Here is a 14,609-nt window from a genome sequence, read left to right as displayed (position 1 = left end):
GTATTTTGAGCTTATAAATTCACGCTGCGATTTTGATCGATTTAACCGGGTGACCGGAATAAATGCGATCGCCAACCCGGACACAAATACGCCCGTCTGGCAGTGATTTTTCGAATTGGCCTTGGACCGAAACGCAACTTCCAAGGATGATCGTTCTAAGCATAGCAGTTCTCCCCAAAGTTCTGTGATTACAAAAATTAAGTAAGAATGCTTAAAACTTTGTTCAACCAACGCACGCTCCCGGTCGCGGAAACGTTAACTCACGTAAAAACATACAAAAATGCTGCAACTTTTTTTGAACGGCACCGACCGGGCAACAAAAATCAGAGCCAATCCCGCAGAATCGGTATCAGCGGGACATCCGCAGGTGGCATCGGGTAGTCGCGCAGCTCATTGGCGCGCACCCATTTAAGCGTCTGGCCTTCACGCGCCTGCGGGATTCCCTCCCATTTGCGACAGGCAAAAAGCGGCATGAGCAAATGAAAGTCATCGTAACTGTGCGACGCAAAGGTCAAAGGCGCGAGGCAGCTCGCCCATGTATCAATGCCCAACTCTTCCTGCAATTCACGAATCAACGCGACTTCGGGAGTTTCGCCCGCTTCGACTTTACCGCCTGGGAATTCCCACAGACCGGCCATAGATTTTCCCTCTGGGCGTTGCGCCAACAAAACACGGCCATCAGGGTCGATCAGAGCGACCGCGGAAACAAGGATCGTTTTCATTTTGTAGGGTCCGTTAAGATCGGTAATCAGCGTTGATCGTGATGTATTGATGGGTCAAATCACAGGTCCAAACCGTTGATTGCCCTTGGCCGAGACCAATATCAACGGTGATGTCGATCTCTTGCTCTTTCATCAAGGCTGCACCGTCTTCTTCGCGGTATGTGTCTGCGACCCAACCGTTTTCAGCGACCAAAACATCGCCGAATTTGATCGACAAAAGATCACGATCAGCCGCCGCGCCCGATTTCCCAATCGCCATAACGATGCGGCCCCAATTGGGGTCTTCGCCGGCCACGGCCGTTTTCACCAAAGGAGAGTTGGCAATCGCCAAAGCGTGCGTGCGGGCATCCGCATCCGAATTCGCACCAGTGACCTTGACGGTCACAAATTTGGTGGCGCCTTCGCCGTCGCGGACGACCTGATGCGCCAGATTCAAGAACACGTCGTGAAGCGCATCGGCAAAATCTGCATTGTCCGTCACATCGACACCCGACGCACCGGTTGCGGCGGCCAGCAAGGTGTCAGACGTTGATGTATCGCTGTCGACGGTGATGCAGTTAAAAGTGCGCTCATTTAACCCACTGACCAGTTTTTGCAGATCATCACGGGCGATTTTGGCGTCGGTGAAGATATAGACCAACATCGTCGCCATATCGGGTGCGATCATGCCAGACCCTTTGGCGAACCCGGCGATTTGGACCGTGTCACCATTGATCTCAACCGACGCTGACGCGCCTTTGGCAAAGGTGTCTGTGGTCATGATCGCTTCGGCGGCACCCTTCATGCCTGTGCTGCTCAGCGTGTCGCTGAGCGCGCCCAGTTTGGCAGTGATCCGGTCATGGGGCAAACGCTCTCCAATCACGCCGGTCGACGAGGTAAACACCCGCGTTTCGGGGAGGCCTGTTGCATCAGAAACAGCAGCACAAATCGCCGCGACCGAGCCATCCCCGGCCTTGCCGGTGAAGGCGTTTGAGTTGCCCGAATTGACAATAATCGCCGCGCCAGCGTCGCTCTCAAGACCAATTTTCGTCTGACAATCCAACACATTAGACGACCGAGTGGCAGAACGGGTAAACACCCCGGCCACCACCGACCCAGGATCAAGCTGCGCCAACATCACATCGGTTCGACCCTGGTATTTGATACCAGCGGCAATGGCGGCAAACCGCGCGCCTTTGATGACGGGCAAATCAGGGAAGCTTGGGGGGGCCAATGGCGACCGGGGCAATGTCATTTAGTCCTCCAACATATCGACTTTGGACAGGATCGACGTATCAACGTCTTCCTTTTTGGTCCGGCTGACGTCAGCCAGGCCAACCAGATCATCAATCTTTTTGGACACTTCTTTCTGGCGGATTTGCGATTCGAGACCCGCACGCACCATTTCAAGCGTCGGGGCTTCTTTGATGCGGGTTTCGTTCAGCTTGATCACATGCCAGCCAAATTGCGTTTTGACCGGGCCTGCGATGCCGCCGGGCTCCATGTTGTCAACCGCGTCTTGGAACGGGGCGACCATCATGCCCTTGCTGAACCAACCAAGCGACCCGCCATTGGGACCGGACGGGCCAGTGGATTTCTCTTGGGCCAACGAGGCGAAATCTGCACCGCTCGCCAGCTCAGCAACCAACGCCTGCGCGGCTTCTTCGGTTTCCACCAGAATATGCGACGCGTTGAACTCCATCCCTTGTTCAGACGTCATGTATTCCGCTTCATAGGCAGCCTTGACCGCCTCTTCGGTTACGGCTTGGTCCGCCAAAGCGGCAATCACAACCGACGCCAGTTGCGTGCGGCGCTCATTGTCCAATGCAATCCGAACCCGCGCGGTTTCTTTGGCCAGCGGATCTGCAGACAACACTTGTTGTTGAATCAACTGATCCAAAATACCGTCCCACAACACATCATCGCCAAGCTGCTGGTACTGGTCTGGCAACAAAGCGCGCACCATCAGCATATGGCCCAGCGTGATTTCAACGCCGTCCACCGAAGCCATCACGCTGTCGACTGTGAGCTCTTCGGCCTGCGCCGGAACGGCAAAGCTGACCGCAAGAGCCGCTGCACCCAGAAAATTGCGGGATTTTAACATCGTTTTGGTCCTTCAAGACGGGCCGCGGGCTGCGCGGCGTTGACACTGCATAGCACGGCCCTTACATGCCGAAAGGGCTTTGTTTGGGCCGGTCGTTTCCTTCCGTCATATTGGCTGTGTGCGCGCCGGGCAAGCAGATGCCTCATGACGATAGATGAAACAGGTAGATCAGGCATGTTTGGAAAACTCGCGCGGAAGGTGTTCGGCACCCCGAATGACCGCAAGATCAAGGCCACCCGCCCGCTGGTGGAAAAGATCAACGCGCTGGAGGCCGAGTTTGAAAAGCTCGACGATGCCGGCCTGATCACAAAGACCGAAGAATTCAAAAAGCGAATCGCGGATGGCGAGTCGCTTGATGCGTTGCTGCCCGAAGCCTTTGCCAACTGTCGCGAAGCCGCCAAGCGCGCTTTGGGATTGCGCGCCTTTGATGTGCAGCTGATGGGCGGGATGTTCCTGCATCAAGGCAATATTTCGGAAATGAAAACGGGTGAGGGTAAAACCCTCATGGCAACCTTTGCCGCCTATCTGAACGCCCTGACCGGGCGCGGCGTGCATGTTGTGACCGTGAACGATTATCTGGCCCGCCGCGATGCGGAGTGGATGAGCAAGGTTTACGGCGCGCTTGGCATGACCACCGGCGTTGTATACCCCCGTCAGCCCGACGAGGAAAAGAAAGCCGCCTACGAGTCAGACATCACCTATGCCACCAACAACGAGCTGGGTTTTGACTATCTACGCGACAATATGAAGTCCGAACTCACTCAAATGAGCCAGCGTGACCATTATTTCGCCATCGTCGATGAGGTCGATTCGATCCTTGTTGATGAAGCCCGAACACCGTTGATCATTTCCGGCCCGGCCGAAGATCGCTCCGAGCTTTATGTTCAAATCGACAAGCTGATCCCGGATCTGACCCCTGATCACTATGCCGTCGACGAGAAAACCAAAAACGTTACCTTCACCGATGAAGGCAATGATTTCCTCGAACAGCACCTGCAAGCGCGCGGCCTGTTGCCTGAAGATCAATCGCTTTACGATCCTGAATCGACCACAATCGTGCACCACGTCAACCAAGGTTTGCGGGCACATGTTCTGTTCACCAAGGACAAAGACTATATCGTTCGCGACGGCGAAGTTGTGCTGATTGACGAATTCACCGGCCGGATGATGGCGGGTCGGCGTTTGTCCGAAGGTCTTCATCAAGCGATCGAAGCCAAAGAAAACTGCAATATTCAGCCTGAAAACGTCACCCTCGCCTCGGTGACCTTCCAGAACTATTTCCGCCTCTACGACAAATTGGGCGGCATGACCGGGACTGCGGCGACCGAAGCCGAAGAATTTGCCGAAATCTATGGCCTTGGCGTCATCGAAGTCCCGACAAACCGCCCCATCGCCCGGATTGACGAAGACGACAAAGTCTATCGCACCGCACGCGAAAAATTTGAGGCGATTGTCGAAGAGGTCAAGCTTTCACACGAGAAGGGTCAGCCGGTTCTGGTTGGCACGACCTCGATTGAAAAGTCCGAGATGCTCAGCCAAATGTTGACAGCTGCCGAGCTGCCTCACAACGTTCTGAACGCCCGTCAGCACGAGCAAGAAGCCCAGATCGTTGCCGATGCCGGCAAATATGGTGCCGTCACCATCGCGACAAACATGGCTGGTCGGGGAACCGACATCAAACTTGGCGGCAACGTCGAGTTCAAGATTATGGAAGCCATTGCCGCAGATCCCGAAGGTGATCCAGAGGCGATCCGACTTCGGATCGAAGAAGAGCACACCGCTGACGAAGCGTCGGTCAAAGAGGCCGGTGGCCTTTACGTGCTGGCGACTGAACGCCACGAAAGCCGTCGGATCGACAACCAGCTGCGCGGTCGTTCGGGCCGTCAGGGTGACCCAGGCCGGTCCTCCTTCTTCCTCAGCCTAGAAGATGACCTGATGCGCATCTTTGGCTCTGAGCGCCTCGACAAAGTGCTGTCGAGCCTTGGGATGAAAGAGGGCGAAGCGATCATTCACCCATGGGTGAACAAGTCACTAGAACGCGCACAGGCCAAGGTCGAAGGTCGCAACTTTGACATCCGTAAGCAGTTGCTCAAGTTTGACGATGTGATGAACGATCAACGTAAGGTGATCTTCTCCCAGCGCCGCGAGATCATGGAAACCGAGGATCTGTCGGAAATCGTACAAGACATGCGTCACGAGGTAATCGACGAGCTGGTCGACATCTTTGCGCCTGACAAGACCTATGCCGAGCAGTGGGACATGCAGGGGCTTTATGCTGCCTCGATCGAAAAGCTTGGGCTTGATCTTCCGCTTATTGGCTGGGCCGATGAAGACGGCGTTGATCAGGATGTGATCCGCGAGCGCCTCGAAGAGGCCAGCGACGCGTTGATGGCAGAAAAGGCCGAGGCCTTTGGGGCTGACACGATGCGCCAGATCGAAAAGCAGTTCCTGTTGCAGACCATTGATGGCAAATGGCGTGAGCACCTGTTGACGCTTGAACACCTGCGTTCGGTCGTGGGCTTCCGTGGGTATGCCCAGCGTGATCCGCTCAACGAATACAAAACCGAGGCCTTCCAGCTGTTTGAAAACCTGCTCGAATCCTTGCGCGAAACCGTCACCACGCAATTGTCTCAGGTCCGTCCGATGACCGAGGATGAGCAAAAGGCGATGATGGCGGAAATGATGCAAAAGCAGCAGGCTCAACAAGCCGAAATGATGCAAGCTGCCGACAAGGCATCTGGCGGCGAGGCGGCTGCGCCATCCTCGGGTGATCACACTCCTCTGATCGCAGGCTTTGACGAAAACGATCCGTCGACTTGGGGCAATCCCGGCCGTAACGATCCATGCCCATGCGGCTCTGGCAACAAGTTCAAACATTGCCACGGACGTCTGGCGTAAACAGGAATATGGCGGGGTCAGCGGCCAGATTTGCCGCGCATTAATGCCCCAATGACTCCGCCACCCTGCCCTACACCTGCCACGTTTCCCTGCCAAGTTGACCTCCAATCGCAACAAACGGGAGGCCGACATGGCTCGTCTCAAGAGTTATCTACTGGCTGGTACGACCTTGGTATGCGCCTTGGGAATCGGCTATGTCATGCAATTCGGCCTTGCCCTCCCCGGACAGGGAAAAACGGCGCAATCAAAGCCGTTGCAGGTTTCGGATATCACCGAAGTCTCCTCTGCCACGGCCTTGCCATTGCCTCCGACAGATTTGCAGTTCGACATCGAAATGCCGAACCAACCCATCGAATTGGCTGCGGCTGATCCAGGTCTGATCGGCACTGAATTGCCGCAAGACAACACCGTCGAAAGCTTTGGTTGCGATGTCCGCATGGAGGCAAGCCCGGCGGCTGGTGCGATGGTCAAACTTTCGCTGTCCTCCGCGTGCCACGCGAGTGAACGTGTCACCATTCACCATCAGGGCATGGTTTTCACCGAGGTTATGCAACCCGATGGCTCGCTTGATCTGACAGTCCCCGCCCTTGCAGAGGCCGCTGTTTTCATGGCGTCTTTCCCCGGTGGGGATGGCGCGATGGCAACCGTCGAAGTCACTTCGATGCCATTCTACGACCGGGTCGTTTTGCAATGGAAAGGCGACGCAGGCCTACAACTGCACGCCCGCGAGTTTGACGCCGACTACTTCACAGACGGCCATGTTTGGGCCGCCACCAGCGGAGATCTCTCAGCGACCGCACGCGGCGAGGGCGGCTTTCTGACCCGTCTGGGACAATCGGAAGCACCCGAAGCCCAGTTGGTCGAAATCTACTCCTACCCCACTGGTGCCACCAAACGTAGTGGTGAGATCGCTTTGTCGGTAGAAGCCGAAGTCACAGGAGCCAATTGCGAAACCCGCGTCGAGGCGCAAACATTTGAGCTTATTGGCGGAGCTGACCTTCGTGTCCGCGACATGACGTTAGAAATTCCCGGCTGCGACAGCACAGGTGACTTTCTGGTGTTGAATAATCTTGTCCAAGACCTGACAATCGCCGCGAGGTAATTCGCGTCAACTCAGGATCTGGGCAGGGCAACACATGCACATTTTGCGTGCGGCGATCATCGCCGCACTTTTCTTTTTCGGCTCGGTTTGCGCAGCCTTTGCGCAAGATATCACCTTGCGATCCCGCGATGGCTCTATTGAGCTGACCGGAACGTTCCTCGGCTTTGATGGCGAATTCTACCGGATCGACACCAAATTCGGGGAGCTGACCGTCGACAGCTCGGGCGTGCTGTGTGATGGGCCTTCTTGCCCCTCCCTGACTGACTATGTCGCGAGGCTGACAGTGTCCGGCTCGGCGACGATGGGAACTGTGCTCATGCCAGCCCTGCTCGAATCTTTCGCGCTCCGCAATGGTCTCAACGCCAAACGCGAGACTTTGGACGATAGGCGGTTTGCATATATTCTGAGCGACCTTCGAAGCAAAAAAGTGGTGGGTATCTTTACCTTCAGGGTCACCAATACCGATGAGGGTTTCGCCGATTTATTGGCCGGAGAAGCCGACCTTGTCATGTCATTGCGCGAAATCCGCCCTGCTGAAGTCACCTTGGCCCGAGAAGCGGGATTGGGCAACCTTGAGACCCCCAACCGCGCCCGCGTGCTTGCCCTGGACGCGCTGGTGCCGATCGTGGCCGCAAATAACCCTGTCACCAAAATTTCCCTCTCGGACCTGAGCCGCATTCTATCAGGCAAATTGACCAACTGGCGCGAGCTCGGAGGCCCAGATGCGCCGGTTTCCGTGCATCTGCGTGATGCGCGGTCGGGTCTGTCTCAAGGGCTCGAAGACCGGGTCCTGACACCGGCCAACGCCACGTTGACGCCGAACGCCCTGCACCACGACAGTAACGCAAAACTGGCCAGCGCGGTTGCCCGCGATCCATTTAGCCTTGGAATCGCTAGCTTTTCGGACATCGGAAATGCCAAGCCTCTTCTGATTGGTGGCGATTGCGGGTTTTCTTTGCGGGCCGCGCGGCGGTCTATCAAAACCGAAGATTTCCCGCTCACCACGCCGATGTTCCTATACGTGCCCGCCCGGCGCTTGCCTGCTTTGGCACGTGAATTCCTGACGTTTACCCGCACACCGCCTGCCCAAATCGTCATCCGCCGAGCCGGATTTGTTGACCAAGCACCAGAGGAAGTCCCGGTCGATCTCCAGGGCAATCGCTTTGCTAATGCCGTGCTAGTCACCGAAGATGACGCCGCACTCGCCGAGCTCAAGCGCATGACCCGGAGCCTCTCGGCCATGCGCCGGTTGACCACCTCCTTTCGCTTCGAAACAGGATCGACCCGGCTCGATGCGCAGTCGCGCTCGAACGTGCAACAGCTGGCCCGATCCCTCGAAGCTGGGATTTATGATGGGCGCAAATTGGTTTTTGTCGGGTTTTCCGACGGTGTTGGACCGGCAGCAGGCAATCTTAAAATTGCGCGCAAAAGGGCCGAAACCGTGAGACGCGCCGTCGAGCAAGCCGCTGAAACCGCCGATCTTGATCAAATCGAGGTGATCACAGATGCCTTTGGCGAAGCTATGCCAATGGCCTGTGACGAAACATCCTGGGGCCGTCAAGTAAACCGCCGGGTGGAAGTGTGGCTGCGCTAGGTCCGGCACCTTTTACAACAGCCCTTCGGCCTTAAAGCTGAGTTCCTGGGATTTCCCAATCACCAGATGGTCGTGCAGCGAAATACCAAGCACCTCTGCCGCCTCTCGAATTTGTTCCGTCATTTCAATGTCAGCACCGCTTGGGGTAGGATCGCCGGATGGGTGATTATGGACAAGGATCAACGCCGTCGCGTTGAGCTCCAAGGCCCGTTTCACCACTTCACGCGGGTAAACAGGGACATGATCAATCGTCCCGCGCGCCTGTGCTTCATCCGCAATCAGCACGTTCTTGCGATCTAGATACAGCACCCGAAACTGCTCCACATCTGCATGGGCCATCGCGGTTTGACAGTAATCCAACAATGCGTCCCAACTGCTCACAACATGCTTTTTGAGCACTTTGGCTTGCGCCAAGCGATGCGCCGCGGCCTCAACAATCTTGAGTTCCGTGATGACCGCATCACCGACGCCCGCGACGCCTTGCAACCGGGCTTTGGGGGCTGAGACGACTCCATTAAAGTCTTGGAAAACATCAAGAAGTTGACGTGCTAAGGGTTTCACATCCCGCCGCGGGATCGCGCGAAACAGAACCAGTTCCAGCAACTCATAGTCTGGCAAGGCCTCAGGCCCACCAATCATAAACCTCTCTCGCAACCGGGCGCGATGATCCTTGATATAGGATGGCAAGGCTTTGGTATTTGGGACAGGCTCCATGGGCGCTTCGTCCAAATCAAACAGCGCAGCTTGCGAATCTGAAAAATGTGGTCCTCGGGTCATGATGCGAGGGTGACGTGTCTTGGTGAACAAGGCGTTAATGTTGCCAAGCTGTTCCCACATCCATAAAAAAACGGCACCCAAAAGGATGCCGTCTTTTAGGGTCACGTGCCGGGCCGGGGGTTACCCCTTCATGGCGTCCCAGAAGCTTTTGACCGACGAGAAAAAGCTTGAGCTTTCGGGGTTGTTATCCTCCGCAAGCCCTTCAAACTCTTTCAAGAGTTCCTTCTGGCGTGAGGTCAAGTTCACTGGCGTTTCAACGGCCAGTTCAATGAACATATCCCCAACACCGCCTCCGCGCAGCGCGGGCATACCTTTGCCACGCAGGCGCATTTGACGGCCAGACTGGCTTCCTGATGGGATTTTGACGCGCGAACGTCCACCATCAATTGTCGGCACTTCAATGTCGCCACCCAAAGCCGCAGAGGTCATCGACACGGGCACGCGACAATGCAATTCGCCACCTTCGCGCTCGAAAATCTTGTGCTCGTCAACTTCGATGAAGATATAGAGATCGCCCGGAGGGCCACCCCGCATCCCAGCTTCACCTTCACCAGCAAGACGAATACGCGTCCCGGTTTCGACACCGGCCGGGATGTTGACCGACAAGGCGCGCTCTTTTTGAACACGGCCATTGCCGCCGCAGGCCTTACATGGGTTCTTGATGATTTGGCCAAGACCGGAACAGGTTGGGCAGGTCCGCTCAACCGTGAAAAAGCCCTGCGTTGCCCGCACCTTGCCCATGCCAGAACAGGTTGGGCAGGTGGTTGGCTCCGCGCCGCCTTCAGCGCCTGATCCGTCACACTCGCCGCATTGAACCGATGTCGGGACATTCAGCGTTTTCTGCATGCCAGCAAAGGCATCTTCGAGCGTTATCCGCAGGTTATAGCGCAGATCGGCCCCGCGAGAGGCCCGTTGCCGTCCGCCGCCGCCGCGCTGCCCACCCATGAAATCGCCGAACAGATCGTCGAACACATCCGAAAACGCGCTGCCGAAATCGCCGGGTCCGCCACCGCCGAAACCGCCACCGGGACGGCCGCCGCCGCCACCCATGCCACCTTCAAACGCAGCATGACCATAGCGGTCATAGGCTGCTTTTTTCTCAGGATCTTTGAGGACGTCATAGGCCTCGTTGATCTCTTTGAACTGAGCTTCTGCATTCGGGTTGTCCGAGTTACGGTCCGGGTGCAGTTCTTTGGCCTTCTTGCGATAGGCTTTCTTGAGCTCATCCGCAGAGGCACCTTTGGCGGCACCAAGCAGATCATAATAATCACTTTTGGACATCTACGTCCTCCTTTCCAGGAAAGGAAAAGGGCCAGTCCGGTACCCGGACCGGCCCCCGATCAGTGTCACAAACCGGCCTTAGCCACGCTTGTCATCACCCAGATCTTCGAAGTCGGCATCAACGATATCATCGTCGGCACCGGCAGGACCTTCAGCATCCGCAGCCGCGGGCTCTTCGCCTGCTTCTTCGGCTTGGGCTTTGTAGATCGCTTCGCCAAGACGCATCGCAACCTCGGTGACGTTCTGAATGCCACCTTTGAGCTTGTCCGCGCTGATATCGTCTTTCTCAAGGTCATCCTTGAGCGCCGCAACGGCCAGTTCGATCGCCTCAACAGTGGACGGATCAACCTTGTCGCCATGCTCTTCGACCGATTTCTCGGTAGAATGCACAAGGCTCTCGGCTTGGTTGCGGGCCTCGACGAGCTCTTTGCGCTCTTTGTCGGCCTCGGCGTTGTCTTCCGCCTCTTGAACCATCTTTTCGATGTCCTCATCCGACAGACCGCCAGATGCTTGGATTGTGATCTGCTGCTCTTTGCCGGTTGCCTTGTCCTTGGCGCCCACGGACACGATGCCGTTGGCGTCAATGTCAAAGGTCACTTCGATCTGTGGCATGCCGCGTGGCGACGGAGGAATGTCTTCGAGGTTGAACTGACCGAGCATTTTGTTGTCAGCCGCCATCTCGCGCTCACCCTGGAAAACCCGGATGGTCACAGCCGACTGGTTGTCTTCGGCGGTCGAGAAGACCTGAGACTTTTTCGTCGGGATGGTGGTGTTGCGGTCGATCAGACGGGTGAAGACACCGCCCAGAGTTTCGATACCCAAGCTCAGAGGTGTTACGTCCAACAGAACAACGTCTTTGACGTCACCCTGCAGAACACCGGCCTGAATGGCCGCGCCCATGGCAACAACTTCGTCAGGGTTCACACCCTTGTGCGGCTCTTTGCCAAAGAACTTGGTCACTTCATCAAAGACGCGTGGCATACGGGTCTGACCGCCAACCAGAACAACTTCGTCGATGTCAGCCGTGGTTAGGCCCGCGTCTTTCAACGCAGCCTGGCAAGGCTTGATAGAGGCTTTGACCAGATCGCCCACAAGGCTTTCCAGCTTGGCACGTGTCAGTTTCACAACCAGGTGCAAAGGTGCGCCTGTGGCCGGGTCCATGGTGATGAACGGCTGGTTGATCTCGGTCTGAGTGGCCGAAGACAGTTCGATCTTGGCTTTTTCAGCGGCTTCTTTGAGACGCTGCAGGGCCATTTTGTCTTTGGTCAGATCGGCGCCATGCTCTTTCTTGAACTGGTCCGCGAGGTAGTTGACGATGCGCATGTCAAAGTCTTCACCGCCAAGGAAGGTGTCGCCGTTGGTCGATTTCACTTCGAACAGACCGTCGTCGATTTCCAGAATGGTCACATCGAACGTGCCGCCACCAAGGTCATAGACCGCGATGGTTTTGCTTTCTTTCTTGTCGAGACCATAAGCCAGCGCAGCCGCTGTTGGTTCGTTGATGATCCGCAGCACTTCGAGACCGGCGATTTTACCGGCATCTTTGGTGGCCTGACGCTGAGCATCGTTAAAGTACGCAGGCACGGTGATAACCGCCTGTGTGACTTCTTCGCCAAGATAGCTCTCAGCGGTTTCTTTCATCTTGCCGAGAATAAAGGCCGAGATTTGCGATGGGGAGTATTTCTCACCCTTGGCTTGCACCCAAGCATCGCCATTGCCGCCATCAACGATAGCGTATGGAACGATGTCCTGATCTTTGGTGACTTCTGCATCAGTGACGCGACGACCAATCAGACGCTTGACCGCGAAAACGGTGGCCTCTGGGTTGGTGACAGCCTGACGTTTGGCTGGCTGACCAACAAGACGTTCGTCGTCAGTAAATGCGACAATAGATGGTGTTGTGCGCGCGCCCTCTGCGTTTTCAATGACGCGGGCGGCTGAGCCATCCATGATGGCAACACAAGAGTTCGTTGTACCGAGGTCGATACCGATCACTTTACCCATGTTCGATCCCTTTCTTAACAGGCGATATCACGTTGCGCTGGACCCGTAGCGGCATCCGACACCCCGTATGGCAGGAACGCCGGTCCGGCCGGATCCGGCGCGTTCGGAGGGTATATAAGGAGCCGCATTTGCCCGTGCAAGCACCTGCGCACAGCCAAATGCGCAGAATTGCTTGGCTAACGTTAGGAATCGCGAAAGAAAGAGCTATGGAACGCGCAAATTTACCACCAATTCGCCAAAAAGGCTTTGTCATCCATTCCGGTTTGCTTGCCCGAAGGGAACAAGAATCGCTGGTGGAAGAATTGCGGCAGGTGTTGAAATCCGCGCCATTGCTGCAACCGGTGACATCGCGTGGCAAACCCATGTCGGTGCGTATGAGTGCCGCTGGTGACTTTGGTTGGATCAGTGATCGGCGGGGATACCGGTATGAGGCAGCGCATCCAAATGGTGCCCGTTGGCCCGCCATTCCGGCCTCAATCCTTAAAATTTGGTATAAAGTTGAAAGCTGTCAACTTCTCCCAAAACGCGACCCGGAATGCTGTTTGATCAACTGGTATGGGCAAGACGCGCGCATGGGGATGCATCAAGATCGAGATGAGGCAAATTTCGACTATCCAGTGGTGTCGATCAGCCTGGGCGACGACGCCTTGTTTCGCATGGGCAATGTTGAACGCGGCGGGAAAACCGAGTCGATCTGGTTAAAATCAGGCGATGTCGTTGTGATGGGAGGGGAGGCCCGGTTGGCCTATCACGGCGTGGATCGGCTGCGCTTTGGGTCCTCCACCCTGCTGCCACAGGGCGGGCGGATCAATCTGACGCTGCGGGTCGTAACCTAAGGTGCCATCAGGCTACAGCACCCATGCATCATCTGCTGCTGCTCACCAGTGACAAACACTGTGGCTTCGAGACCGCTAAACGCGTCGATCATCGTGCTCCAGCATTGGGCGTTTTCGATCAGAGCCGAGACATGCAAAGAGCCATCGCTGGCCATAATCGCCTTGGCCTTGGTGTTTTCCGAAGCGGTCACGATGGGGCCAGAGGCAAGGTGGCGTCCCGGTCCTTCATAGCCTGCGCGATACATCACACCATCGCCGTCGGCATATCGCAGCGACCATGCCGCTTCTGACCCTGAGCATTGCAAATAGGGCCAGTCCGGGAAGGTCGCACCGGGAACCGCTTGCAAATAACGCGCAAAGACCCAGCCCATCCCCGCCTCGCCCGCGCTGACCTGCGCCCAGCGGCCGGATGCATCGAAGGCTTCAATCTGAACATAGGCATCGTTGTGTTCCAACACGCCGATCACTTCGCCCTTGGACGACGGTTTGGATCGAATATTGAGCGTATCGTCAGAGGCGACATCAATGACATTGTAAAGTGCCGGGAAATCTGCGGCGACGGCCGGTCCGGCCAAGCAAAGACAAATTGCGATGAATCTCAACATAATGTGGGCTCCTTAGTCGACTTGAACTGTGCAACAGCCCGACAATACCTCGGTCAGGTAACCGCCAATGACCACGGTGCCATCAAGACCAAACAAATTGTCCGACATCCCATCGGAACAGATTTCCTTGCTCACAACAACGGTGATGTTTTCCCCCTGCCCGGCCCCTTGGATCGCATAGGGTTCGGGTCGTGCGGATGCCGCTTGGAGAGAGCCGACAATGAAACCGCGATCCGAGCCTTCGGGTGTCGACAAAACCGCCGTTTCGCCCTGAGTTATGTTGAGCGACCAGAATGGTTCGGTGCCAAAGCAACGCAGGTTCTGCGCCTCTGGCAAGGATGACTGCGGTTGCATTTTCAGAAATTTCATCGAGGCCCAGCCCGTGCCCCCGTCAACATTAACGCGCCCCCAATTGCTTTGCTCTTCGATGACTTCAATACCCTTGGCATCATAGGCCAACGTCCCGATAATGTTGGCCCCGCCCATCGGGCGGGTGCGCACGTTGAGAGTATCATCGGACGCGACTCCGGTGACGTCAAACAACGCAGGCAAATTATCGGCGTAGGCTCCGCAAGTGGTCGCCAGCAGCACGGCAAAGGCACGAATGAGCATCAATATCTCCTTTGGGAACAGTGCGCACATGCGTTCGCACCCCTTCAATCACACAGGAGAGTAGCGTTTCAGGTTACCGATCCAAAGTCAGGAAT

The 14,609-nt window shown here is 56.2% G+C and carries 13 protein-coding genes; 4 read left to right on the top strand and 9 right to left on the bottom strand.

Features of this window, described 5'->3' with window-relative positions; genetic code table 11:
• Window positions 1-19: 19 nt before the first annotated feature.
• The 4 genes from ACRBB0_RS00795 to ACRBB0_RS00780 all read right to left on the bottom strand — a co-directional run bounded on the left by ACRBB0_RS00795 (window position 20) and on the right by ACRBB0_RS00780 (window position 2,805).
• Complete coding sequence (locus tag ACRBB0_RS00795) at window positions 20-163, bottom strand: hypothetical protein (RefSeq protein ID WP_431372480.1); 144 nt, start codon at window positions 161-163, stop codon at window positions 20-22.
• Between the two features lie 160 nt (window positions 164-323).
• Window positions 324-722, bottom strand: a complete 399-nt coding sequence (gene mutT / locus ACRBB0_RS00790) for an 8-oxo-dGTP diphosphatase MutT (protein ID WP_431372479.1) — start codon at window positions 720-722, stop codon at window positions 324-326.
• A gap of 13 nt (window positions 723-735) precedes the next feature.
• Window positions 736-1,956, bottom strand: a complete 1,221-nt coding sequence (gene argJ / locus ACRBB0_RS00785) for a bifunctional glutamate N-acetyltransferase/amino-acid acetyltransferase ArgJ (RefSeq protein ID WP_431372478.1) — start codon at window positions 1,954-1,956, stop codon at window positions 736-738.
• Window positions 1,957-2,805 (bottom strand): peptidylprolyl isomerase, encoded by an 849-nt coding sequence (locus ACRBB0_RS00780; protein ID WP_431372477.1) that lies wholly within the window; start codon window positions 2,803-2,805, stop codon window positions 1,957-1,959.
• A gap of 144 nt (window positions 2,806-2,949) precedes the next feature.
• On the opposite strand from ACRBB0_RS00780, the gene secA reads away from it, so the two are divergent.
• The 3 genes from secA to ACRBB0_RS00765 all read left to right on the top strand — a co-directional run bounded on the left by secA (window position 2,950) and on the right by ACRBB0_RS00765 (window position 8,399).
• Window positions 2,950-5,703 carry a preprotein translocase subunit SecA gene (gene secA / locus ACRBB0_RS00775; protein WP_431372476.1) on the top strand — a complete coding sequence of 918 codons (2,754 nt, stop codon included), beginning with the start codon at window positions 2,950-2,952 and terminating at the stop codon, window positions 5,701-5,703.
• Between the two features lie 130 nt (window positions 5,704-5,833).
• Entirely contained in the window at window positions 5,834-6,805 is a 972-nt protein-coding gene (locus tag ACRBB0_RS00770) for a translocase (protein ID WP_431372475.1), read from the top strand.
• Window positions 6,806-6,839: 34 nt separating this feature from the next.
• Complete coding sequence (locus ACRBB0_RS00765) at window positions 6,840-8,399, top strand: phosphate ABC transporter substrate-binding/OmpA family protein (RefSeq protein WP_431372474.1); 1,560 nt, start codon at window positions 6,840-6,842, stop codon at window positions 8,397-8,399.
• Between the two features lie 12 nt (window positions 8,400-8,411).
• Here ACRBB0_RS00765 and radC read toward each other — a convergent pair whose 3' ends face one another.
• The 3 genes from radC to dnaK form a co-directional block, all read right to left on the bottom strand.
• On the bottom strand, window positions 8,412-9,176 hold the full coding sequence (gene radC / locus ACRBB0_RS00760) for a RadC family protein (protein WP_431372589.1): 765 nt from the start codon (window positions 9,174-9,176) through the stop codon (window positions 8,412-8,414).
• A 120-nt stretch (window positions 9,177-9,296) separates the two neighbouring features.
• On the bottom strand, window positions 9,297-10,457 hold the full coding sequence (gene dnaJ / locus ACRBB0_RS00755; protein ID WP_431372473.1) for a molecular chaperone DnaJ: 1,161 nt from the start codon (window positions 10,455-10,457) through the stop codon (window positions 9,297-9,299).
• Window positions 10,458-10,535: 78 nt separating this feature from the next.
• Entirely contained in the window at window positions 10,536-12,461 is a 1,926-nt protein-coding gene (dnaK, locus tag ACRBB0_RS00750) for a molecular chaperone DnaK (protein ID WP_431372472.1), read from the bottom strand.
• Between the two features lie 206 nt (window positions 12,462-12,667).
• Here dnaK and ACRBB0_RS00745 point away from each other — a divergent pair, with 206 nt between their 5' ends.
• Entirely contained in the window at window positions 12,668-13,297 is a 630-nt protein-coding gene (locus ACRBB0_RS00745; RefSeq protein WP_431372471.1) for an alpha-ketoglutarate-dependent dioxygenase AlkB family protein, read from the top strand.
• Here the strand turns inward: ACRBB0_RS00745 and ACRBB0_RS00740 are convergent.
• Together ACRBB0_RS00740 and ACRBB0_RS00735 are read right to left on the bottom strand one after the other, a co-directional pair.
• Entirely contained in the window at window positions 13,294-13,902 is a 609-nt protein-coding gene (locus ACRBB0_RS00740) for an SH3 domain-containing protein (RefSeq protein WP_431372470.1), read from the bottom strand. The genes ACRBB0_RS00745 and ACRBB0_RS00740 overlap by 4 nt on opposite strands.
• A gap of 12 nt (window positions 13,903-13,914) precedes the next feature.
• On the bottom strand, window positions 13,915-14,514 hold the full coding sequence (locus ACRBB0_RS00735; RefSeq protein ID WP_431372469.1) for a COG3650 family protein: 600 nt from the start codon (window positions 14,512-14,514) through the stop codon (window positions 13,915-13,917).
• Window positions 14,515-14,609 lie beyond the last annotated feature (95 nt).

This window comes from Pelagimonas sp. (genome assembly GCF_050633425.1).
In the GTDB taxonomy this organism is placed as follows: domain Bacteria; phylum Pseudomonadota; class Alphaproteobacteria; order Rhodobacterales; family Rhodobacteraceae; genus Pelagimonas.
The sequence above is the reverse complement of the archived record's forward strand: the minus strand, read 5'-3'. Positions and strand labels throughout refer to the sequence as shown.